Origin of the sequence: Candidatus Phycorickettsia trachydisci (assembly GCF_003015145.1) — a bacterium.
Taxonomy (GTDB): domain Bacteria; phylum Pseudomonadota; class Alphaproteobacteria; order Rickettsiales; family Rickettsiaceae; genus Phycorickettsia; species Phycorickettsia trachydisci.
In genome coordinates this window covers 309,656-332,946 of record NZ_CP027845.1, presented here as the reverse complement: position 1 = coordinate 332,946, position 23,291 = coordinate 309,656, and the positions used below count along the sequence as shown (strand labels likewise).

The following is a 23,291-nucleotide window of genomic DNA, read 5'->3' as shown; positions in this document are numbered from 1 at the left end:
AAAAATGCTCTAATTTGCAGATAAAAATCCTAAAATACCTTCTCAAGTTGCAGCTCCCGTATTGTTTGATGGCACAAGTCGTGATACATCACAAGCAAAACCAGTTCACACCCAAACTATATAGATTGAACCTACAACAAAAAGTGATACAAGAGAAAGACTAGCGTTGTAGCACCTAGCCTCTTCTACCCCCCAAGCAATAGAAATCAGAAATTGCACCTTGAAATATACATACAAGTTCCTGTATAATCTAAAGGTTCACTAGTTTAACAATTAAAATTATATTCGGTTTAACCCCTAAAATTATGTCACAAAAAATAAGAAAAAGATTCACACCTAACATCGCAACAGAAGAACAAATTAATCAAGTTGCAACTGTTTCAGACTTTGATTCCTTAATAAGCGCAGAAACCATACTGCCATCAAAAGGGTCAATTATAAAAGGCATAGTTATAGGAGTTGAAAACGATATAGTCGTTATAGACGTTGGTCTTAAAAATGAAGGAAGAATTCCAATGTCTGAATTTAAGCTAGAAATTAATACTCCCGATCCACAAGTAGGAGATGTAGTTGAAATTTATGTCGATAAACTCGAAGGAATTAATGGTAAGACCGTTTTAAGTAGGGCAAAAGCTATACGTGAGAAAGCCTGGCAAGAAGTTAGCAACAGTTTTGCCGAAAACAAAATTGTTCAAGGAACTATTTTTGAAAGAGTACGCGGTGGTTTTGCAGTTGATTTATGTGGTGTTGTAGCATTCTTACCAGGTAGTCAAGTTGACTTAAGACCTGTTGATGCAAACTTTATTCAAGAATTGATGGCTTCACCTCAGAAATTCCGTATCATCAAAATGGACCACAAGTTAGGAAACATTGTTGTATCACGTAGAGCCGTCTTAGAAGATGAAAGATCAGAAGCTAAAAAAGCACTCTTAGGCAAAATTGTTGAAGGAGAAACTGTGATGGAAGGTGTTGTCAAAAATATTACCGAATATGGAGCGTTCATAGACCTTGGTAGCGTAGATGCATTATTACACATTACAGACATCTCATGGAAAAGGATTAATTATCCTTTGGAGGTATTATCCATAGGACAAAAAGTTAAAGTCAAAGTTATCAAATTTGATAAAGAGACTTTAAGATTGCATGTGGGTATGAAGCAATTAACTGAAAGTCCGTGGAAACAAATTGCTTCTGAATTGCCAATAGGCAAAGTCTTAAAAGGACGTATCAGTAAAGTGGAAACTTTCGGCGCCTTTGTGGAACTGAAAGACGATATTGAAGGTTTAGTGCATAGCACAGAGATTAGTTGGTCCAAAAATCCACCAGATCCTAAAAAGGTTTTAAAAGTTGATCAAGAGATTGAATACGTGGTCAAAGAGATAGACATAGATAAACACAAAATTTCTCTTAGTATGAAGAGATGCAGGCCAAATCCATGGCAAATTTTTGCAGATAATCATTCTGTTGGACAGGTTATCAAAACAAAAATTCGCAATATAGCAGAAAATGTTGGTATTTTCGTGGCATTAGGAGATGAAATAGACGGTATCATACATTTATCAGATATTTCATGGCAGGCTGCTAGCAACCAAGAGCTATTAAAAAATTATGCTAAAGACCAAGATATTGAAGCTAAGATTTTAATTATAGACGTTGAAAAAGAACAAGTGCGTTTAGGTATCAAACAACTTGAACAAGATCCTTATGAACAACTTCTTTCAGCTGATAAAGTTGATTGCGTAATAACAAAGTTAAATGACGATCAGGTAGAAGTCAAAACAACAGATGGTTTGAAAGGCATTATTAAACGTAATGAACTAGCTTTAGATAGAGCCGAGCAAAAGATTAGTAATTTTGAAGTTGGTCAAGAAATTCGAGCAAAAGCCTTAAATTATGATAAAAATTCAGATGTCATATTTTTGTCAATAAGAGAACTAGAAAGAAAGGAACACGATGAAATCATCAAAACTTATGGCTCAATTGATAGTGGTAGCAATAACGTCATAAATGTTTCAAATATCGTCGGCAAAGAAGATAAAGAATAATGATAGGTTTTGACAACAATGCTAAGCAGCAGCTTAAAAGCTTAGTGGATAAGATTGATAGGCTGCTTGAAGAAAAATCACATGTTGAGGAAGCTCTAAGAGAAACTTATGCTGAGGCTAAAGCTCATGGCTTTGATGTAAAAATTTTAAAGCAAGTATTAAAACTCAGATCAGTTGATCCTAAAGAGCTGGAAGAACAAGACGCTCTTATAGATTTATACAGAGACATTTTAGAAGTATAATTTTAGATTTTGGGGACATTTTTATAGGTCCCTAAATTTAAACATAAATTCAGTATTAGTAGAACTCGACATCTTTAAAGCAAGATTAATAAATTTTTAATCTGTGCTTTTTTTCTAAGACCTTCTATAAATAATTACTATGAGTAGGAATATCTTTTCCTAATAGCAAATCTTCCATATCCCAAGTCTCCATGTTATCAATATTCTGATCATTTGAGACAACAAATTGTTCCCTTTCTACATGAGGCACTATATATGTCTCTAATAACTTAGCAGATATAGTAGAAATAATATCATCTTTATGATTTTTTGATAAATTATCATTTATTTCACAATTGCTATAAAACGTGTATTGACGTTGTAAACAAAGTGGCGGGGGCGGTGGTAAATCGATTAAATTAAAAGTCGGCGTCTCAGGACAAGAATTTGATACGTGAACATCAGAAGTATTTACAAAAAAGTAGCTTTTTTCTAAATTTTTAGGCTTATCATCATTAGTCATAATTTTTATACTTAACCAAAATATTAAACATCAAGGAGTTAATCATATATAACAATTAAAGATTAGATTGTACATAATAAATTTAGATTTGCAAGCACGAATTTTACAAATTGTGATTTTTATTCATATAGTTTCTAAAATCCGTGACTTAACATTATGCTTAAAACCTTTTAAAAACGTACAATAAAATCCAACATAGCGGTTTTATTGTTACTATTTTTTGTAATGTGTTTTAAAACTTGATTGTTATTTCTTATTTGAAATACGCCAAGGATTTAATTTAATTGCTGGTATTTATTATTAAAATCTACCTAATCTGTTCTAAGAATTTACTATATTTTTTAGACGTTGCTCCAGTTCAAATATACTTTGACTAACATTTATAATGTTATTAGTAGTTTTTATACTAAACAGCTTTGCTTCAATTAAAACTTTAGACCCATTTCTATAAGGATAAAATCTAGCACTTATTAAACAAGATGCATTACTTAAAATCACTTTATAGTTTTTGCCTTCATTTTTTAAAATACGATCGAAATTTGCCTTGATTGATTCAGTAGAAAACTCAGAATTTAACTCAAAATTGTAATATACTGACGCAGATATTAAATATGACTGTAGGTCGAAATTAGGTAACGGAAAAGGTAAAATAAGTCCTTCTTGGTAGGTACCCATAGATTCTGCACGTAAGGTGATTATTTTGTTATTTAGCTCATTAGATTTATTTACATTTAATCTATATATCCTTCCCGAACCTGATACACCATTATCAACTAGCGATATATTGTTTTTAAAGGTAGTAACTATTTTTTCTTGCCCCACATCCATTCCTGAGCAACTGTTTTCGAACATTATCCCATCAACTCCGCTTGAACTATCAAGAATTTTAAGAATAATATTAGGTAACCTTTATATCAGAAGTTTTTGTTATAGTTGGTTTTTCAGATATTAAGCGAAGATTTTGGGGCTGAGAAAGAAGCATATCATTCGTACAATATGATGGTGTAAGAATAGGAGCAATAATTTACATAATAAATATATAATTTTTTAAATTATATTACAATATTTCAGTTATATTGTCAAGCTAGTGTTTAGTATTTTAGTATTTATAACCCGCAAGATCTTTAAAAGCACCGTCTGTATCTAAAAATTGTATGTTGCAAGTAGCGATCTCAAAATACCATGCATGTAAAAATAAATCATTTTGCTTAACCTTTTCTGAAAGCCAAGGAAACGTTTTAAGATTGGATAGTGAATTGATTAAAGATTCTTTAGCAAGGAGCTCAATTTTCCTATCTAATGATTCATGAAAATATTTTTCGTGAACTTTATTAAATGGATTCTTTGCTATACTGACCCATTTGTTCATAAAGCTGGGACTACGTTTTTGAGAAGTGGTATTAAACATAGATGTCAAACCCCCACATTTTGCATGCCCGCACACTATAATATGCCTTACTTTTAGATCACATACAGCGTATTCTATTGCAGCTGAAGTACCATGATAATTAATTAGATCTTCTTCTTCACAGTTTGGAACTAAATTTGCAACATTCCTAATTACAAACAAGTCACCGGGAATAGCATTAGTAACTATAGCAGGATCTACTCGGGAATCTGAACAAGCTATGATCAGAATCTTTGGACTTTGTCCATGTGTACTTAAGTTATCAAACAAAGCTTTATGATGAGAAAAATAGTTCTTTCTAAATTCCTTATAACCATCTATTAGATTATGTAAATTTTTAGGCACAACTCACCTTCTCTTAAATAACTTCTCTATATCTTTCAAGCTAACAAATATATATGTAGGTCTTCCATGACAACATTGCCCTGCTCCTGGTGTATTTTCTATTTGTCTTAGCAATTCATTCATTTCTTTTACAGAAAGCTTCTGTCCGCTCCTTATGGAGTGGTGGCAAGCATAGGTTTCTATGATATGCTCCACAAGGTGAGTAAGTGAAAATTCATGCTCTTCTTCCGAAACTTCATCTGCTATATCATGAATCAATTGGTGCACATTAGTAGACTTAATGATTCTTGGCACTTCTAAAACACGGAGAGACTTAGGACCAACTTTTTCAAAATGCAAAGCCAAAGACCTTAAGTGTTCTTGTTGTTCCAAAAGAAAGTCTACTTTTTTTTCACTATCCAACTCTACTACTATTGGTAAAAGCAATTTTTGTCCCTGTAAAGAATGCTGCTTTATCTCTTTCTTAATTTGCTCATATACTATCCTTTCGTGCGCCGCATGTTGATCAATCATTATTATTCCTAAGCTATTTTGGGCTACAATATAATTATTATGCAATTGAGCAATAGCATTGCCTAATGAGCTTTCAGGATTGTTAGAATCTATGAATACACTTTGCGTAAACTCAATTTCCGTTTCTTTGGAAGAAATAGGCATCTCTTCTTCTTGAATAACAGTAAATAACTCTAATGGCTTATTAGAAGTACTGGTTATTTTAGGCAATTCATTTATCTGATTAAAGCTGAAGATAGGTTCATTAGCATAAGATGGCACATAGGCCTTTGAGGTTTCATTTAAACTATGAGAAAAAATATCCTGAGGTCCCAGCAAATCAGGACTCAAATTATATTGTTCTTTAATAGTTCTTTCTAATGCCTCAGAAATAGATTTAATCAAAGTACTCTTAATCAACATCATATCTTGAAATCTTACCTCAATTTTTGCAGGATGAACATTTACATCAACAAATTTAAAGGGTACTTCAATAAATAATACAACAGGCGCAAACCTGCCTTGCACTATATAATCTTGATATGCTACCTTTAAGCAAGTACTAAGCAACTTATCCTTTACTGGCCGACCATTGACGAAAATAAATTGTTGTTCAGACGATGCTTTATGATATGTTGGAGAAGCTATGTATCCATAAACCTTAATATAATCATTAATAAAATCAACGTTAATGGCGTTGGTCATAAATGATTTACCTAAAATAAACTCGATGCGCTCTTTGAGACTCGAATTTGCTGATAATTTGAGCAAGATACTTGATCCATGCTTCAAAGTAAAGGCTATTTGTGGATTTGCAAGCGCAAGTTTTTTGACTACATCAACGCATGCAGCTAGTTCTCTTTGATCACTTCTCAAAAATTTAAGCCTGGCTGGTATGCAACCAAATAAGTCTTGTACCCTAATTTGAGTACCGTGATTATGAGCTACTTCAAATATATTTGCCGCCTTATTATCTACTACTTGTAGTTGATAAGCCATATCATTGCCAAAAGCCTTACTCACTATAGTCATCTTGCTAACAGATGCTATTGATGGCAATGCCTCACCCCTGAAACCAAAGAATTTAATATCAGTTATGTCTTGTTCATTTAATTTAGAAGTTGTGTGTCTTTGAATAGCAAGGGTCATATCCTCTTGAGACATACCACAACCATCATCTGAGACGGATATGAGATTTTTTCCGGATTGCTCGAGGTATATATTTATGTTTTTTGCTCCAGAATCTATAGAATTTTCTATTAGCTCTTTAACGACAGAAGATGGTCTTTCGACCACCTCTCCTGCCGCTATTAAGTTGACAGTATTTTCACTTAGCCTTATTATCGGCATTAAGCATCAACTTATTATTTTTTATTGCTTTTGTTAGCCGCAGTTTTAAGCCATTGTCCAGGCTTAAAATTAGGTTTAACATAAGCATCAATCATCATTGGAGCTTTAGTTTTAGGATTCACTCCTTTTCTAGCCTTCATAGGAATTAGGTAAAAGCTACCAAAACCGATAAGATTGACAGATTGTCCTTTTTCCATAGCGCTGATTACAGAATCTACGAAATTAGAAATAATTTCGTCAGCTGCTTTCTTAGTGACAGACTTTTCTTTTGCTATAAAAGCGATAAACTCTTCTTTATTCATATAAAACCCAGTGAATTAAAACGATAACAATTTAAAATTGAGAATATATTTTTCTTTTAGGCATTTCAAGCCAATTTCTCAACTTTTCTAAACTTTTAGCTATTTTTTTCATTTTTTGTATTAATTTTCATTTTTATAAGCTTAGTAGTCTCATCAAAACCATACAATTTAATGAATGAACCAAGTCTTGGGCCAGATGATTGACCTAGTAAAATTCTATATAAATCACCAAAAAAGTCTTTTAAATTTTCATATCCACTTTCCATACCAATGGCATATATACGGCTCTGAACCTCTTGTGCATCAGTATCATTTGGTAAATTCTCTAGCATGCTTATAATTTTTTCCAATATCAAAATATGATTTTGAGATGGAACTAAATAGTTCTTATTTGCACGCACAAAATCTTCATAGTATCTAATTGCAAAACCAACAAGCTGATCTAAAAATTCGTTTTCTATTGCTGAATTTTTGCTTGCATGAGGGGTATATTTGAAAATAAAGCCCCACAAAATATTTTTATTTTCAGGATTACAAACACAAGCTAGGTTGATAAGTAGCGCAAAAGTTAAACCATAAGTTTGCGCATGTGGCACATTTCCTCTATGTATATGGTAAAGAGGGTGATTTACTTTGCTCTCTAAATCTTCTAATTGATGGTACTGATTATTTAAAGATATGTACTCATCGACTAACTTTGGAATAATGTCAAAATACATTCTTTTTGCCCTATTAGGGGATTGGTACATGAATAAAGATAAAGAAGCTAGTGGTGCATATTTCAACCATTCATCTATAGTTATACTGTTTCCTTTAGATTTGGAAATTTTTTGTCCTGTTTCATCCAAAAATAACTCATAAAAAAATTGTGCAGGAGGTTTTTTACCCAACACCTGACATACTTTAGAATAAAGGGTAGCGTTAGACATAATATCTTTACCGTACATCTCATAATCGACATCTAAAGCAGCCCAACGCATACCAAAATCTACCTTCCATTGTAATTTACATCCTCCCCTTGTTACCGCAACTTCAATCTCATTATTATTGTCATCCAAATATGTAACCGTTCCTTTATCTAAATTAGTTTTAATTATTGCAACTTGTAAAACCTTACCACTGATAGGATCAATGGGGAGAAAAGGTGAATAAGTTTTTTTTCGCTCATCACCCAATGTCGGAAGAATAATTTGTTTAATCTTTTCATGATTTGCTAAAACTTTAAGCATCATATCATCGAACATGCCGCTTTTGTAGCAATCTGTGGCACTATAAAACTCATATTCAAAATCAAAAGCATCTAAAAAACTTTTAAGCTTCTGATTCATGTAATGACCATAACTTTTAGCTTCTCCATAAGGATCGGGAATTTCTGTAAGAGGTTTGTCGATATATCCGGCCACCATTTCTCGATTTGGAATATTAGAAGGAACTTTGCGCAAACCATCCATATCATCAGAAAAACAAATTAATCTTGTAGCAAAGCCTGAAATTTGCTCAAAAACATGTCTAACCATACTTGTTCTTGCAACTTCTCCAAATGTACCTATATGAGGTAAACCCGAAGGACCATAACCTGTCTCAAATAATACATAAGATTTAGATGGCAATTTTCCACCTAAATTTTTTAAAATTCTTTCAGCTTCCTCAAATGGCCAAGCTTTTTTTAAATTAGATTCTCTAAATCTTTGCAGAAACTCTTGATCGAACATACGAATGCACTTATAAATGTTAAAATATAGTAAAATTACACCAAAGGCCTTGTAGAGGATAAAGCTTATAAACTATGATAAAAATATGTACAAATTACAGCACCGAGATTTTCATTTAGCTTCTTGTAAGCTTTATGGACTAATACAAATAATTACAAGGGCTTTGCTTGTAGTGTATGCTATATTCTATCAGCAAATCACTCTCTTTCAAATTCCTGAGATTTTTTTTATAGGATTTATTAACGATGTTATAACCATTTCATATATTTTAGTCGTACTAAGCGTCATACAATTTTTCATTGACCTAGTTTTTAAAAACAAAACTCTGCTTCAAGTAGTAAACATAGTAATGTTCCTTGCATTATCAAGCCTTACATTTTTATGTTTTATTGCTGAGGTAATGTTCTGGGATGAATTTGGGACTCGATTTAACTTCATTGCTGTTGATTACATTATATATACACATGAAATTATAGGAACACTTAGACAGGAGATGCCTTTGTGGTGGATTATTCCTGTAATTCTTGTTGGCTCTATTGTCTCTCTAAAATACTTCTTACGTTATAAAAAAACTGCAATAAGTCGCCAGCATAATCTTCTGTATTTTATTTTTAGTGGATTAATTTGTAGCTTTGCTTTTTTATTTTACAGTCCACACAAAGTGAACTTTACCTCTAACGTATATGCTCAAGAACTAAACAAAAATGGATTGTACCAGCTTTTTGCTGCTTTTTACTATAACTCACTAGATTACATGCAATTTTATCCTACAATCGATCAAGAAAAAGCTTTTTCTATTGTAAGACATAATATTTTACAACCTAACCAGACCTTGCTTGATGGCGGTAATGAAATTGAGCGGATTAATCATCCTATTAAAAACAGTGCTAAAAATAAAAAATTAAATGTAGTGTTGATTATCATCGAAAGTATGAGTTCAGAATTCATGGGTAAATTTGGCAATCAGCAAAACATCACTCCGTTTTTAGACTCTTTAGCAGATCAAAGCGTATTTTTCACAAATTATTATGCAACAGGCACAAGAACAGTTAGAGGACTTGAAGCAATATTATTGTCTACTCCACCTTCCCCAGGAGCTTCTTTAATCCGCAAACCAGATCATAACAACTTCTTCACAGCTGGTGATATATTTCGAGAAAATGGATACGATATCAGCTTTATCTATGGGGGTTATGGATATTTTGATAACATGTTGAACTTTTTTACGAACAATAAATATAAAGTAATTGATAGAAGTGATTTTGATTCAAGTGAAATTACCTTTGCTAACATATGGGGAGTTGCTGATGAAAATCTATTCGATAAATCTATCCAATATTTTGATACAAAGGGCGATAAGCCCTTTTTTTCAGTAATACTAACAACTTCAAACCACAGACCATATACATTCCCATCCGGTAAGATTGATCTTGCTTCTGGTAGCAATAGAGCAGCTGCTGTCAAATATACAGATTATGCAATAAAAAGTTTTATCGAAAAGGCTCGCACAAAGCCTTGGTTTAAAGATACTATCTTTGTCATTACGGCAGATCATTGCGCATCAAGTGCTGGTAAAATACACTTACCAGTCCAAAAATATCATATACCACTTATGATATACGCTCCAGGAATATTGCAACCTCAAAAAGAGACCTCATTATGTAGCCAAATTGATGTTATGCCAACGGTGTTAGGTATTTTGAACTTTGAGTACAAAAATCAATTTTTTGGTCAAGATATATTAAATTATCCTGCCAATAGATCTTTTATATCGACGTATCAAATGCTTGGATTCATGAAAGATAAAAACATGGTAGTCTTAACTCCAAGAAAAGAGCCAATATTCTATGACATAGAGGGCAATAACCAGTCTATATCCAAACAAAAGGATACGAATCTCCTAGAAGAAGCCATAGCTTTTTACCAAAGTGCATATATGTTTTATTACTAAAGTTAATTCTAAACATAAAATTACTTATTTTTTAAAATTTGTGTATAATTAATGTTATAGCAAGTAAACTTAATATTATATGTCAGAAATTGAAGAATTATTTAATGAAATGATAGAAAGCCTTAGTCCAGACCTTACGCCGATAATTGTTAAATTAGGCGACCTTCGATACATAACAAGAGATATTGAAGCCAAAGTTAAAGAAGCGCAAAAGAAATTTATTGGCACCAAACTTGCACCCGGATCTTTTGAAGAAGTTGTAAAGAAGTACGATCAAATTTTAAACCAAGCTCAGGAAAAAAGGAAAGAAGTCGAAAGGCTTCAACAGAAACATATGGAGGCCTTTGATGAAGCGCTTAAATTTAGTAAAAATAAAGCAGAAGCAATTTTTAAAAAAATTATAAAAGCTTTAAAGTCTGATAAAGGAGAAAAATATTATCCAAATCTAATATATTCTGGCGAAGGAGACTATAAAGGATATTCTCTCTTACATTTTATTTCCGGTAAATTTGGAGGCATAACTGCAGAAATATTATCTTGCTTTCGACCAGAAGATATTAAGAAAGTTCCGGGTGTAAAATCCGAACTGATGATAGCAATTGAATCAAGAAATACAGAAGCGATTAATTGGCTGTTAGAAAATGATACAAATTTAAATCATCAAAATGCAAGTGGTTCAACAGCATTGCATATATCTTGTAGGGAAAAAGACTATCACACAACAAAACGCCTGTTAGAGAAAAGAGCAAATCCTAACATAACCAATCTCTATGGCCATACGCCTTTATTTGATTTGGTCGATAAGTATGCACTAACCTCTGAGATTAACGAAGAATTACTAGTAAACTTTTTGCATCTTTTAAAAGATTACGGTGCTAATTTTAACTTAAAAAAAGGAGAAGCTCACGGAGGGTTTGTGGTGGGAATTCGTGAAGATATAAGCCTCAGAGATGTAGTCCCTGTTAGTGTGGCTGATATGTACTCTAAGGCCGAATATGATTATGATAATGAGAATTATTATACCAAACATGAGAAAGTAGCAAGGGACGTAGGTAATCAAGCTTTAAAAAGAGCAAAATTGCTAAATGAATTTATTCCCCAAGATGTATTAAGAATAAACTTAGCAGCTCTTTGTAAGGCACATAAAACATTAATACAATTTGCAAAAAAGCAAAATTATTTTGAGCAAAAAGCTTTAGAAGATCATAGTGATGCAAGCGATCAACCCCAAAGTGTCATTGCAAATAAAACAATAACTGCAATACAGCTGCTGCACGATAGCATACATAGCGTTACTAATATTCCATACGCATTAAATGATCCGTTGATCTCTGTAATATTAGATAATTTTACAAATTCTGCAGATATTATTTCTACCGAACAACTTCAAACTCCTCTAGTTAGCCAAGAATTAGATGCAGCTCTGGTTCTTGTCGGGATGAATTCATCAAACGAAGCGTCTATGGATTTAAGTGGATGATTATTAGATCATGCGAGGGATTTAATTATTGTCTTCAATAAATTCTTTGTGCAGATTTTTGAAAAGCTTTAAAAGATTTATACTCAATACATAAAGAAGCTATAGCTTTTTACCAAAGCGCATATATGACTTATTATTAAGCTATTAGAAATCAAGCTTAAGATAGTTTTTTGAAGGGTCGATACCTGTTATTTTCCCTTCCAAATTACTTCGGAATATTGGCCTAGATTTAATCAAACAATACCATTCCTTTACTTTTGGGTATAGTGACCAATTAATATCTCCGAAATAATCTATAACTGCTAAATGAGATGCAGCCACAAGATCTGCATAACTCAAATCATCTTGAGCCAAGTATCCTTGCATGTCGATAATAGCACTCATCTTTAACATATGCTCATGTAAGTTTTTGTGAGCAAGACGCATGATGCTAGTGTCTATGTATTCACGGGTTGAGAATATCTTTACTAACTTCTCGTGAATTATATGAGCTGAGACTTGTTCATAAAAATGCTTATTAAACCAGTTCGCAACTTGCCTAATACGCGTTAAAGTTATTAGATCTGAGCTAAGGAGATATTTATTGTCTGTTTCAGCTAAAATATACTCAAAACAAGGATAGGTACCCACTATCACAGTATCCTCCACAATCATCACAGGTCTCTCTCCCCACATACTTAAACTATCAAACTCCGGATTAGGCTTCCAAAATTGATGTTCTATTTTGATATGAGCAATATCAAGCTCACTCATTAATATTGCGATCTGTTTAGAAAATGGACATAAAAAATGATGATATATCTGCATTATATTATTCAAAAAGGAGTGCGGTAATTACATAATTAGCTATTAAAATCAGAATAGATGAACTTACAACTGTTCTTGTAGCCGCAATTCCTACTCCCCTTGATCCTTGTGTAGCATTATATCCGAAATAACAGCTTGTTGATGAAATTATTAGACCAAAAAAAGCGGCTTTGATAAGTCCAGATGATACATCTGATGCATCTAAATATTTCACGGTATTATTTATATAAATTGCACTGTTAAATGAAAGCTTATAGACCCCTACTAAATAACCTCCCATAATACCCAAAATATCAGCCATGATAACTAAAAATGGCATACAAAATATACTTGCTATTACTCTAGGAGTAATTAAAAATTTAATAGAGTTAGTTGAAAGAGTATAAAGCGCATCTATTTGTTCTGTAATACGCATGGTAGCAAGTTCTGCAGCAAAAGAAGCTCCTACCCTTGCAGTGACCATTAAACCAGTTAACACTGGTGCGAGCTCTCTAGTTAAAGATATGGCAACGACCATTGGAACAGTATTTTCTCCCGAAAATCTTGCAAAACCAGTATAGCTTTGAAGAGCCATCACCGCACCTGAGAACAAAGCTGTCATTGCAACTATTGGCAATGAATAAAATCCTATAAATATAAGCTGATCCAAAAAATTTTTAGTATAAAAAGGCGGCGTTATAGCATCCCTAATCATTTGAATCGTTGCTACCGTTTGTTTAGCAGCATCAATCAAAAAACGTAAAAAATTCGCTCCTACAGCTCTTGTAATCTTAAATATGTTCATTTTGCTAATATCAAATCTTTCTATAATAATAAACTTAGATTCATCTATAAGCTATCAATTTTTAATGCTATGTGATATCGTTAAAATTTTAAAGTATATAGCTAGTTTATATTACACATTAATTTAATTTACAATGCTGACAAAAGCAAGCACTTTAATTATAGATGGTTATGGTTTTGCATTCAGATCTTTTCATATTCAACCACCTTTAACTTATAAAGATTTCCCTGTTGGATGTATTTATGGGTTTACATCAATGCTACTCAAATTAATTAATGATTTCCAACCTCAAAGAGCTGCCGTAGTGTTTGATCATGCTGGTCCAACTTTCAGGCATGAAATCTATCCTGAATATAAACAACATCGCCCTCCTGTACCTGAAGCATTAAAGATGCAGTTACCATTGCTTCGTGATGCAGCTAGTGCTCTAAATTTTAAAGTCCTTGAGGCAGCAGGTTTTGAAGCAGACGACATCATTGCTTCCTTGGCAAAAAAAGCTAATTCTAAAGGAGATAGAGCAATTATTATCTCCAGTGATAAGGATTTAATGCAGCTAGTTAATGATAAGGTTTGGATGTTTGATCCCGTAAATCAGATATACATAAAGCTAGATGAAGTAGTCAAAAAATTTGGCGTCACTCCAGCACAAATGCTTGATTATCTGTCAATTGTTGGAGATTCTGCAGATAATGTTCCAGGCATTAAGGGATTAGGTCCAAAAGCTGCATCAAGTTTATTGCAAGAATTCGGAAATTTAGAAAATATTTATGCTAACTTAGATAAATTACCTGAAAATAAACGGAAAGAGTTACTAGTACAAGGCAAAAATAACGCATTTTTATCAGCAAAACTGGTAAAACTTCATGATGAATTAGAAGTGCCATGGGAAGATTTGGTATGGACGCAACCAGCTGGCGAAAATATTTTTGACTTTCTGCAAAAATACGGGTTTAAGTCACTTGTACCTAGAGCTGAAAAAATTTTTCAACTTCAACAAGCCCATAAGTATTCTCAGGGTGATACGAACAGAACAATCAGCACGCAGATTATAGATGATTCAAAGAAATTAAATGAGATAAAAGAAAATATTGATGAACAAGGAGTAACTGGGCTAATTATTAAAGATAATCAAGTATTTCTGAGCTACCAGTCAAACATAGTATACGAGTTTAATTTAGAAGGAGTATTTTTAGATTTCGTTATAGATTTATTGGCTAATGAATCAGTTATCAAAATTACCTATGATCTGAAGCAAATGATGTACACATTGCGTCATATTGGCACATTTGAGTTTAAAGCATGTCATGACGTGATGCTAATGTATTACGTCTTATCTGCAGGTAACAAACAACTCAACCTTGCCGATATAATTAGCAAAATTTTTGATATCAACTGTAATGGTTACGTACTAAACGGTAATTCATGTGCCTTTTTACCAGACTTATATTCATCTTTGCAACAAAAGCTTTTTCAGAATAAAGCCTTATATTTATATAACCAGATTGATTTACCTCTTACTTATACACTTTTTAAAATTGAAAAAGAAGGCTGCATTATAGATGTGGATAAGATGCAAGAGCTATCAAATGAGTTTTCAAAACAATTAGATGTAATTGAAGATAAAATCATTTCAATAGCAGAAAAAAAATTTAATATAGCATCAGCTAAACAACTGGGCGAAGTTTTATTTGATCATCTTAAATTACCCGGAGCTAAAAAATCTGGTAAATCACAAAGTTATGTTACGGATATATCTACTCTTTCAACACTTGCCAGGCAAGGTTATGAAATTGCAAATCTTGTTATTCAATGGCGTCATTTAGCTAAGCTGAAAAATACCTACACCGATTCTTTACCCTTACAAATTAATACTAAGACTGGTAAGTTACACACACACTTTTTGCAAACTTCCACAACAACGGGCAGACTATCGTCAATTGAACCAAATCTTCAAAATATTCCTATAAAGACAGATGAAGGCTTGATGATTAGGAAAGCCTTCATAGCACCAAAAGGTTACAAGCTTATATCAGGAGATTATTCTCAAATCGAATTAAGAGTCTTAGCAGAAGTTGCAAAAATTGAATCAATGCAAGAGGCATTTAGACAAAATCAAGATATCCACACAATCACCGCAAGCGAAATGTTTCATATACCGCGCACGCAGGTTACTTCCGAATTAAGACGCAAGGCTAAAGCGATTAATTTCGGTATAATATATGGAATTAGCGGCTATGGTCTAGGGCAAAATCTAAGTATTCCGACAAAAGAAGCAGATACCTACATCAAGAGTTATTTTGCTAAATATCCTGGTATTGAAGAGTATTGCAAAACAACTAAATCTTTTGCATATAAACATGGATTTGTGCAAAATTTTCTCGGACGTAAGTGCTTTGTGCCAGGAATTAACGATCGCAATTTTCAAATTAAAAGCTTAGCCGAGCGTGCAGCCATAAATGCCCCAATCCAAAGCCTAGCAGCGGATATTACTAAAATTGCTTTGATAAATTTAGATAAGATTTTAGAAAAAGAAAAATTCGAAACTAAAATTATTTTACAGATTCACGATGAAATTTTATTAATCGCTCCAGAACATGAAGTCCTAAAAGTTGCTCCCGTTATTAAATCTTGCATGGAAAAAGCTTTTAATATGCCTTTATTTGTAGATATAAAAGTCGGACAAAATTGGAGTGAAATGAAAGGGATTTGAATTAAGATTTTAAAATATTAAGGTAATAGACCAGGTAGATAAAAACTTACCTACCTATCTTTTGAAATTTATTTAACTAACTTCATGTAAGGTACAATCTTCCAAGGGATTACCTAATAGTTGAAGTGCTGGGTCAGTTATTTCAAATGTATCCGTATCCACTTGACCTATAAATTCAGAACCTGGTTTCATGTCTTTATATATAGAGTATTCTTTAACACCCTCACCTTTATTTTCACAGAGTGCTGGAAAAACTACCACGGAATCTTTTTCTTCGCCATATACAAAAGTATTATACTTTTTAGGCATCATACTTGCTTTTGAAGCTTCTAAAGCTCCTTGGCTAGCATTATATAAAGATGCAGGAGTATGATATAAGACTTTTCCAACATTTTTTGTTGTGTCTTTTAAATATTTTGGCTCTTTTGCTATTTGAAAACCCATAAGACCTAAAGTAGTTAGAAAAGGATTACTAAACATACAATTAATAGGAAGTTGGATAACAGACTTTAGTAGGAAATTAGGCATTAGAGATACGCCTAGTTTTGCAGCAAATAAACCTCCTCCAACAGTGGGGATTGATTTAAGGGCAGCAACGCCTTGGGATCCTATACCACCTAAATTGTTATTTAAGTCACTAGGAATTTTAAATAAAGCTGTTTTCGCTTCTATTGCAGATTCTTTAGATTTTTGAGCATAATATTCTGCGTGTCTCCAATGATCTTGTTCATTAAAAACTCTAAAAGAATTTATATACTTTTTATCAATCTGAGTAAATGCAGACTTACCAGTAGAAGGTACCGCACTTGATTTAATAATTGCAGACTTATTAGTGAAAGTTGCTGTACTTGGTTTGAAAAGTTTTGTTGCGATGGTTCTTACGTTCATAAAAATGTTGCCGAATTATTAGCTTATAGCATTTATATCACATCATTTCTAATGAATCAACATCTATAATAAAAAAATCTTAAATATTTTTTAACTATTTAAATCAATGTAATTAAAAAAGTAAGTCTTAATAATAAATCAAACGTCTTAAAAGATAAAACAAATTACCTACCAATACATATTTAATTTACAATTACCTATATAATATCTTATACTCTATGTTTATTAATACACTAAATACTTAGCAATCTAAATTAATCGAAATAGCATGATATATAAATTTACTAACGATTTACCCGACGATGTTATAATTAAAGGGGATTTGGCAATCGATACTGAAACTATGGGCCTCAACCTTAAACGCGATCGCCTTTGCCTCCTGCAAATGAACAACGGTAAGCATACTTATCTTATTAAATTTCAAGACAAGGAATATAATGCTCTCAATCTTAAAAAATTACTAAGCGATCCTGATTCAGTCAAAATTATGCATTACGCAAGATTCGATATGGCGGCGATAAAGCAATATCTAGGCGTTAGTTTACAAAATGTGTTTTGTACCAAAATAGCTTCAAAAATAGCACGTACCTATACTGATAACCATGGTTTAAGGACTATATGCGCAGAGTTGTTAAGTGTTGGTATATCTAAACAACAACAATCATCTTATTGGGGAGCAAAGAATTTATCCAAAGAACAAGAAGACTATGCTGCAAACGACGTATTGTATCTTCATCAAATTAAAGATAAACTCACTGGCATATTAAAAAATGAAGGTAGATTTGAGTTAGTTCAAAAAATTTGTGATTTTCTCCCAACAAGAGTTGAATTAGATCTAAGAGGATGGGAAGATGATATTTTTGCACATTAAAATTTTATGGATAAATATTTAAGGGGTAAAGAAGTTATAAAACAAGAAGCTGAGGCCCTTATTGATCTTGCAAACAATTTATCGCCAGTATTTAGCGAAATTGTAGAAAAAATACTTTCTTTAAATGGAAGACTTATATTTGCGGGCATTGGTAAAAGTGGATATATTGCCCATAAGATTGCAGCAAGCTTTTCATCAACTGGCACACCATCTATTTATTTACATCCTGCTGAAGCCAGCCATGGAGATCTTGGGATGATTACCAAAGAGGATCTTGTATTTTTATTGTCTAACTCTGGAGAAACCAAAGAACTAGGAGACATCATTAATTATTGCAAAAGGTTCGATATAAAAATTGTAGCCGTAACTATGAATCCTAAATCTACCTTAGCCAAATACAGCGATTTTTTACTACAAATACCCAAATGGAAAGAAGCTTCCAACATTGGGGCTCCTACCACATCCAGTACTATGATGTTAGCATTAGGTGATGCATTGGTAGTAGCAAATCATGAAGAAAGAAATATTTGTCATAACATATTTGGCACTTTTCATCCAGGAGGTAAGTTAGGAGCAAGACTTAAAACTGTTGATCAATTAATGCACGTGGGTGAAAGACTGCCAGTAGTTAAACCAGATACTCAAATGTCCGAAGTACTTATTGAAATGACGCGAAAAAGTCTTGGGTGCTGCGTTATCGTAGACGATGGATATATTGTGGGAATTATCACAGATGGTGACTTAAGAAGACATATGAGTCAAAATATATTTAATTTTCCAGCACGTGATATTATGTCGGTTAAACAAAAAATGATATCACCAAAAACTTTAGCATTTGAAGCACTCAAAGAAATGAATGAAAAATCTATTACTAATCTCTTAGTTGCCGAAGATGGTAAGTTGGTTGGCATTATACATATTCATGATTTATTAAGAGCGGGATTAATGTGAAGTTTTTGTTTTATTTTGTCATATTCTTTACTGCTACAAGCTCTATAGCAAAAGAAATTTTACCATCTAAATACGATTTAAATGCTTCCAATCTCAATTTTCAAGGCACAAGTCGCAAGTTTAAATATGAAATCACAGCCTCAACGTTAAGCAATAATGCTACTCAAACATTTGATTTAACAGATATTGAGGGAATTTTTGATGATCAAAAACAGAAAATTCGCATTTATTCTGATAAGGGGCAATTTGATCAAAAAGATGAAATTTTGACCTTAAATCAAAAAGTACGTGTAATTAAAGAGGGATATATATTAACCTCCGATTACGCTCGTATGGAGCTAAATACCGGAAAATTATACTTAGAACACAATGTACTCTTAAAACTAGAACAAGGTGATTTTAAGGCAGATACATGTACGGTTTTTAATGATTTTAAGGATGCTAAATGCCTTCATAATATCCAGGCCCACATTATTTCTAAAGCTAAAGATGATGATTTGTTAATCACCTCAAAAGCCTTAGATATAAAAGATGAAGGAAAAATCTTTAAATTTATCGACAGTGTTAAAGGAGTCTCTCAAAAATATGTTCTAAATACAAATAACTTAAATTTACAAATAGCCTCAAATCAAGGTCAACAACAGATTGATAAAGCTTTTATCACTTCACCTTTCAAGATAATCAATAAAGATAATCCAGATGAATTCATGACGGGTTATAGCGCCGATTATGATGGAAATACTAGGTTATTGTGCGCTAAAAAACATGTAAAAATTCAACAAAATAACAACCTTATTATTACTGATGTTTTCAAAGTACAAATCAAGTAGTGTTTATGGCAATTAATATGTTTTTGATTTTGCTGCAGATAGGTTATTATTATACTTTTAAGTTTTAATTTATGTTGGAGGATATTACATCTTTTTTAATAGAAAATGGACCAGACTTTTTGTACATTGCCCAAGGCGCCTTGCTTAATTTGCAATATGCATCTGTGTCTGTTGTATGCGGATTATTTCTAGGGATTATTCTTACTATTTGCAAGCTTTCGCATAACAAAATAATAAAATTTTTCGCAAATTTCTATACCTCCATTTTTAGAGGCACCCCTCTCCTGCTGCAATTAAATATAATTTATTTTGGTTTACCCGGGTTACTACAAATCGATTTAGGCATTTTTGCTGCCGGCGTCATAGCATTTTCCCTAAATTCTGCAGCCTACGTATCAGAAATTATCAAAGCCGGCATTATGTCTATTGATAAAGGTCAGTTCGAAGCAACTAAGGTCTTAGGAATTCCTCCATATTACGCTTATAAGGATGTAATATTACCCCAAGCTATAAGGAATATTTTACCCGCTTTAGTTAACGAACTAATAAATATGCTAAAGGAATCTTCTCTTATATCTGTTTTAGGTGGTATGGATCTAATGTATAGAGCTGGTATTGTTGTTTCTCAAAAGTATACTTATTTTACTCCCATGATTACTGCTGGCGTTTGTTATTACATAATGATATCCATATTAAATTATTTAGCAGACGTCGTAACGCGGAAGGTTGCAATATGATCAGAATAGAAAATTTATCTAAAAAATTTGGAGACCAAGTAGCCCTTAAAGATATCTCTTTAACTTTTGAGGAAGGAAAAACTACGGTAATTTTAGGCCCGTCGGGTAGCGGCAAATCAACTTTACTGAGATGTATAAAAAAGCTTGAACAAATTGATTCAGGTAAAATGTATCTGCACGGTAAAGAAATTACAAAAGAAAAACAATTATCCAAGATCGGCTTAGTATTCCAAAATTTTAATTTATTTCCTCATTTTACAGTTTTAGAAAATCTTACTTATGCACCGAGACTTTTAAATCCTAAAGCAAAATTAATCACCAAAGCCAAAGATCTCTTATTAAACCTAGGGTTAAGCAATAAGATAAATGCTAAACCGAAAGAACTTTCGGGTGGACAAAAACAAAGAGTCGCAATTGCAAGGGCACTGATGCTAGACCCTGAAATCCTGCTTTTCGATGAGCCTACTTCAGCATTAGACAGAGAATCAACAGCCCTGTTAATAAAAATCATTTGCGAGCTCAAATCCTCTATCACCATGCTTATAGTAAGCCATGAAATTAGTTTTGCTAGAGCAGTTGCTGATAGAATTATATTTATGGAACAAGGAATGGCTCTTTGCCATCAAGATATACAGGGGTTTTTTGAAGATCCAGATTCACATAGAGCAAGATTATTTTTAGAATAATTTTTATAGTTTTACCATAGCTTTTCATCTTTTTACAGATTGATCATATATATTACACAAGATATACTAGGTTAAAGATAATCTTAATATATTACAAATATGAAAGGCTCTAAACAAAATCAGGAGAACCCAAATGCGCCTTACAGCCCGCAAAATTTAAGTCCAAATCCAGATACAAATCAACAACTAGATATAAATCAACAATTCGAAGATAAAAACAACTTATCATATACCGCACAACAAATAGATCATTTATTTACAGCAGCTAAAAATGGTAATTTGCGTAAAGTAATGCTTTTATGCGGCGTTAATCCAGAAACATATAAAGTACCGCAAAAACCAACACCATTTACTAGTACTTATGGAACGAATATCCTAAGCAATAACTGCGCCTCTCCTATAAATAAGCAGAAAGAAAATGTTCAACCCGATTCTTTCCCTATCCTCTCTGCAACTGATGACGAGGGAAGAAGTGTAGTACACTACGCTTCTTGGGGAGGGTATGTTGGAGTGATGGAATTCTTACTAACTCACGGTGCAGACATGCATTCCAGAGACAATTATGGTCAAGAAGCTATACATGCAGCATCATGGGAAGGACATATTCCACTTATTAAATTTTTACGCAGACAAGGTGTAGAACCTGACACAAAAGATGATGCAGGTCGAAATCCTCTTCATTATGCTGCAGAATCTGGAAAACTATACACAGTAAAATATTATACGAGTTTGCATATGTGGCATCTGGCTGGTATGGCTGATAACAGCGGAAAATTACCTATGCATGATGCAGCACGAACCGGTCAATACGAAGTAGTTAAACATTTTATAGAGGATAATCGGGCGATAAAAAATTGGCCCGGTGATGTTGATGGATGCGAACCTTTTCACGTAGCTGCTGCGTACAATCACCCAGATATAATGAAGCTCTTTCTAAAAATAGATAAAACTTACCTCAACAGACTAAACCTTGTAGGAGATTCTTGTTTTCACTATGCTGTTGGTAACCACGCCTTTGATGCATTATTATTCCTCCTTTCTTTAAATCCTTCTTTACACAATTGTATTATAGATAAGTCATTTTTGACTGCGTATTTGGTAAATAATATAGAGCACTTATTTCATAAGGGTCTTACTACTCAACATAATAAAGTTTGTGGATTATTTACATTTATCAACGCGTTTTTCAATGGTGGATTATTAGATATCAGGTCAAATTCTTTAGTTTCAATTAAGCATAAAGGATATGTTTTAGCATTTGGAAAAAATCCTTACAAAGTTAAAGATGACATATTTACCAGAGATATAGCAATTGAAGCATTAAGAAGATCTGTAGAAACATTAAATGACCTACTAGATGAGATGGAAGAACTCTCATTTCAAATGTTTGTCGACAAAGAATCGGTAGAAGAAGAAGATCAAGAAAGAGTTAACGAATTTTCTAAAGTAGACTTAAGTTTTGTAAGTAAAAGATGGCCTAGTAATAAACATATTCAGTATTTGTGCGCAAAAATATATTACTCTGTGATTAAAGTGAGAAAAAACCTAGATTCTTCATTTAATATTAATAAAACAAAGCCACTTTTCGACGTCGTTGGAGAACTTGCCATGTATCCCGAAGACTGGAAAGATGCTTCGCTAGGTAGAAGTCCATGGATACCAAAGGATCTAGCTATGATACCAGTTGGCGATGGCGCTGAGTATGTAGAGCTTGTGGTACCACCTGAATTTAAACATTTAGCTGGCAAAGCACCGCGCCCACCTATTAAGATTAAGCCACTTGACCCACACGGCTTAAAGAGACCAGATCCTGATGTTGCTGGGGCTATACATGAATTTGGTGAATTTGATAAATTATTTGGTCAAGGAGATCACGCGATAGATCATCACAAGTTACCAGAGCTTTACGCCAACGAAGGGTTATATTAGATACTTGCTTAATAAAATCACTGTGAAATATTAATCATATCTTTCATAGCTTTAGCCTCCATGGAAGATTATCACCTACTTTATTAATAGTGCCCATAAAAGTTTTATAGAATATAGGATTGTAAATATAACAATTCCTTTTTACGAGGCTTAATTGCAACTTTCACTTTAATTTTGAAATTAAACTATATTTAATTCTCAATGTTGGCTAAATTTGGAGGTAAAATCTACTCAAAACAACTAAATAAAACTATTATATGGTAAGTACA

General features: G+C 32.9%; 20 protein-coding genes. 11 read left to right on the top strand and 9 right to left on the bottom strand.

Annotated features, from left to right (window positions below):
- Positions 1-305: 305 nt before the first annotated feature.
- Both phytr_RS01400 and phytr_RS01395 read left to right on the top strand, forming a co-directional pair.
- Positions 306-2,045: a 30S ribosomal protein S1 gene (locus phytr_RS01400; protein ID WP_106874112.1), complete on the top strand. Its 1,740-nt coding sequence runs from the start codon at positions 306-308 to the stop codon at positions 2,043-2,045.
- Positions 2,045-2,287: a DUF2312 domain-containing protein gene (locus phytr_RS01395; protein ID WP_106874111.1), complete on the top strand. Its 243-nt coding sequence runs from the start codon at positions 2,045-2,047 to the stop codon at positions 2,285-2,287. The genes phytr_RS01400 and phytr_RS01395 overlap by 1 nt, the downstream gene beginning before the upstream one ends.
- 124 nt (positions 2,288-2,411) lie before the next feature.
- On the opposite strand, the gene phytr_RS01390 is transcribed toward phytr_RS01395, so the two are convergent.
- From phytr_RS01390 to phytr_RS01365, 6 genes are all read right to left on the bottom strand, one after another.
- The gene (locus tag phytr_RS01390) at positions 2,412-2,789 is read right to left on the bottom strand and encodes a hypothetical protein (protein WP_106874110.1); all 378 of its coding nucleotides are present in this window, start codon (positions 2,787-2,789) and stop codon (positions 2,412-2,414) included.
- Positions 2,790-3,110: 321 nt separating this feature from the next.
- Entirely contained in the window at positions 3,111-3,641 is a 531-nt protein-coding gene (locus phytr_RS01385) for a hypothetical protein (RefSeq protein WP_106874109.1), read from the bottom strand.
- Positions 3,642-3,888: 247 nt separating this feature from the next.
- A complete protein-coding gene (locus phytr_RS01380) occupies positions 3,889-4,542 on the bottom strand; it encodes a carbonic anhydrase (RefSeq protein WP_106874108.1) in 654 nt (217 codons plus the stop codon).
- Positions 4,543-4,545: 3 nt separating this feature from the next.
- Positions 4,546-6,384 carry a DNA mismatch repair endonuclease MutL gene (gene mutL / locus phytr_RS01375; protein ID WP_106874107.1) on the bottom strand — a complete coding sequence of 613 codons (1,839 nt, stop codon included), beginning with the start codon at positions 6,382-6,384 and terminating at the stop codon, positions 4,546-4,548.
- 14 nt (positions 6,385-6,398) lie between these two features.
- Positions 6,399-6,686, bottom strand: a complete 288-nt coding sequence (locus tag phytr_RS01370) for an HU family DNA-binding protein (protein WP_106874106.1) — start codon at positions 6,684-6,686, stop codon at positions 6,399-6,401.
- A gap of 95 nt (positions 6,687-6,781) precedes the next feature.
- Positions 6,782-8,380, bottom strand: coding sequence for a lysine--tRNA ligase (locus phytr_RS01365; RefSeq protein WP_410519434.1), 1,599 nt, complete (start codon positions 8,378-8,380; stop codon positions 6,782-6,784).
- Between the two features lie 103 nt (positions 8,381-8,483).
- Between phytr_RS01365 and phytr_RS01360 the strand changes: the two genes are divergently transcribed.
- Both phytr_RS01360 and phytr_RS01355 read left to right on the top strand, forming a co-directional pair.
- Positions 8,484-10,349: an LTA synthase family protein gene (locus tag phytr_RS01360; protein ID WP_106874104.1), complete on the top strand. Its 1,866-nt coding sequence runs from the start codon at positions 8,484-8,486 to the stop codon at positions 10,347-10,349.
- Positions 10,350-10,428: 79 nt separating this feature from the next.
- Positions 10,429-11,829 (top strand): ankyrin repeat domain-containing protein, encoded by a 1,401-nt coding sequence (locus phytr_RS01355; protein ID WP_106874103.1) that lies wholly within the window; start codon positions 10,429-10,431, stop codon positions 11,827-11,829.
- Positions 11,830-11,973: 144 nt separating this feature from the next.
- Here phytr_RS01355 and phytr_RS01350 read toward each other — a convergent pair whose 3' ends face one another.
- Both phytr_RS01350 and phytr_RS01345 read right to left on the bottom strand, forming a co-directional pair.
- Positions 11,974-12,636, bottom strand: a complete 663-nt coding sequence (locus phytr_RS01350) for a glutathione S-transferase family protein (RefSeq protein ID WP_158706820.1) — start codon at positions 12,634-12,636, stop codon at positions 11,974-11,976.
- Positions 12,637-12,640: 4 nt separating this feature from the next.
- Positions 12,641-13,420, bottom strand: a complete 780-nt coding sequence (locus phytr_RS01345) for an MlaE family ABC transporter permease (protein WP_106874101.1) — start codon at positions 13,418-13,420, stop codon at positions 12,641-12,643.
- Positions 13,421-13,553: 133 nt separating this feature from the next.
- On the opposite strand from phytr_RS01345, the gene polA reads away from it, so the two are divergent.
- Positions 13,554-16,130 carry a DNA polymerase I gene (polA, locus tag phytr_RS01340; RefSeq protein ID WP_106874100.1) on the top strand — a complete coding sequence of 859 codons (2,577 nt, stop codon included), beginning with the start codon at positions 13,554-13,556 and terminating at the stop codon, positions 16,128-16,130.
- A 72-nt stretch (positions 16,131-16,202) separates the two neighbouring features.
- On the opposite strand, the gene phytr_RS01335 is transcribed toward polA, so the two are convergent.
- Positions 16,203-17,018, bottom strand: a complete 816-nt coding sequence (locus phytr_RS01335; RefSeq protein WP_106874099.1) for a hypothetical protein — start codon at positions 17,016-17,018, stop codon at positions 16,203-16,205.
- A gap of 268 nt (positions 17,019-17,286) precedes the next feature.
- Between phytr_RS01335 and phytr_RS01330 the strand changes: the two genes are divergently transcribed.
- From phytr_RS01330 to phytr_RS01305, 6 genes are all read left to right on the top strand, one after another.
- Complete coding sequence (locus phytr_RS01330) at positions 17,287-17,889, top strand: ribonuclease D (protein ID WP_106874098.1); 603 nt, start codon at positions 17,287-17,289, stop codon at positions 17,887-17,889.
- Between the two features lie 6 nt (positions 17,890-17,895).
- Complete coding sequence (locus phytr_RS01325) at positions 17,896-18,840, top strand: KpsF/GutQ family sugar-phosphate isomerase (protein ID WP_106874097.1); 945 nt, start codon at positions 17,896-17,898, stop codon at positions 18,838-18,840.
- 5 nt (positions 18,841-18,845) lie between these two features.
- Positions 18,846-19,670: an LPS export ABC transporter periplasmic protein LptC gene (gene lptC / locus phytr_RS01320; protein ID WP_158706819.1), complete on the top strand. Its 825-nt coding sequence runs from the start codon at positions 18,846-18,848 to the stop codon at positions 19,668-19,670.
- A gap of 83 nt (positions 19,671-19,753) precedes the next feature.
- Positions 19,754-20,407 (top strand): amino acid ABC transporter permease, encoded by a 654-nt coding sequence (locus phytr_RS01315; RefSeq protein ID WP_199843760.1) that lies wholly within the window; start codon positions 19,754-19,756, stop codon positions 20,405-20,407.
- A complete protein-coding gene (locus phytr_RS01310) occupies positions 20,404-21,093 on the top strand; it encodes an amino acid ABC transporter ATP-binding protein (protein WP_106874094.1) in 690 nt (229 codons plus the stop codon). The genes phytr_RS01315 and phytr_RS01310 overlap by 4 nt, the downstream gene beginning before the upstream one ends.
- Before the next feature lie 99 nt (positions 21,094-21,192).
- On the top strand, positions 21,193-23,022 hold the full coding sequence (locus tag phytr_RS01305; RefSeq protein WP_106874093.1) for an ankyrin repeat domain-containing protein: 1,830 nt from the start codon (positions 21,193-21,195) through the stop codon (positions 23,020-23,022).
- The last annotated feature ends 269 nt before the right edge of the window (positions 23,023-23,291 follow it).

Excerpts from the sequence above, each read along its gene's own strand:
- phytr_RS01400 (WP_106874112.1), top strand. The coding sequence starts at position 306 with ATGTCACAAAAAATAAGAAAAAGATTCACACCTAACATCGCAACAGAA.
- phytr_RS01395 (WP_106874111.1), top strand. The coding sequence starts at position 2,045 with ATGATAGGTTTTGACAACAATGCTAAGCAGCAGCTTAAAAGCTTAGTG.
- phytr_RS01390 (WP_106874110.1), bottom strand. The coding sequence starts at position 2,789 with ATGACTAATGATGATAAGCCTAAAAATTTAGAAAAAAGCTACTTTTTT.
- phytr_RS01385 (WP_106874109.1), bottom strand. The coding sequence starts at position 3,641 with ATGTTCGAAAACAGTTGCTCAGGAATGGATGTGGGGCAAGAAAAAATA.
- mutL (WP_106874107.1), bottom strand. The coding sequence starts at position 6,384 with ATGCCGATAATAAGGCTAAGTGAAAATACTGTCAACTTAATAGCGGCA.
- phytr_RS01370 (WP_106874106.1), bottom strand. The coding sequence starts at position 6,686 with ATGAATAAAGAAGAGTTTATCGCTTTTATAGCAAAAGAAAAGTCTGTC.
- phytr_RS01360 (WP_106874104.1), top strand. The coding sequence starts at position 8,484 with ATGTACAAATTACAGCACCGAGATTTTCATTTAGCTTCTTGTAAGCTT.
- phytr_RS01355 (WP_106874103.1), top strand. The coding sequence starts at position 10,429 with ATGTCAGAAATTGAAGAATTATTTAATGAAATGATAGAAAGCCTTAGT.
- phytr_RS01350 (WP_158706820.1), bottom strand. The coding sequence starts at position 12,636 with ATGCAGATATATCATCATTTTTTATGTCCATTTTCTAAACAGATCGCA.
- phytr_RS01345 (WP_106874101.1), bottom strand. The coding sequence starts at position 13,420 with ATGAACATATTTAAGATTACAAGAGCTGTAGGAGCGAATTTTTTACGT.
- polA (WP_106874100.1), top strand. The coding sequence starts at position 13,554 with ATGCTGACAAAAGCAAGCACTTTAATTATAGATGGTTATGGTTTTGCA.
- phytr_RS01335 (WP_106874099.1), bottom strand. The coding sequence starts at position 17,018 with ATGAACGTAAGAACCATCGCAACAAAACTTTTCAAACCAAGTACAGCA.
- phytr_RS01330 (WP_106874098.1), top strand. The coding sequence starts at position 17,287 with ATGATATATAAATTTACTAACGATTTACCCGACGATGTTATAATTAAA.
- phytr_RS01325 (WP_106874097.1), top strand. The coding sequence starts at position 17,896 with ATGGATAAATATTTAAGGGGTAAAGAAGTTATAAAACAAGAAGCTGAG.
- phytr_RS01310 (WP_106874094.1), top strand. The coding sequence starts at position 20,404 with ATGATCAGAATAGAAAATTTATCTAAAAAATTTGGAGACCAAGTAGCC.
- phytr_RS01305 (WP_106874093.1), top strand. The coding sequence starts at position 21,193 with ATGAAAGGCTCTAAACAAAATCAGGAGAACCCAAATGCGCCTTACAGC.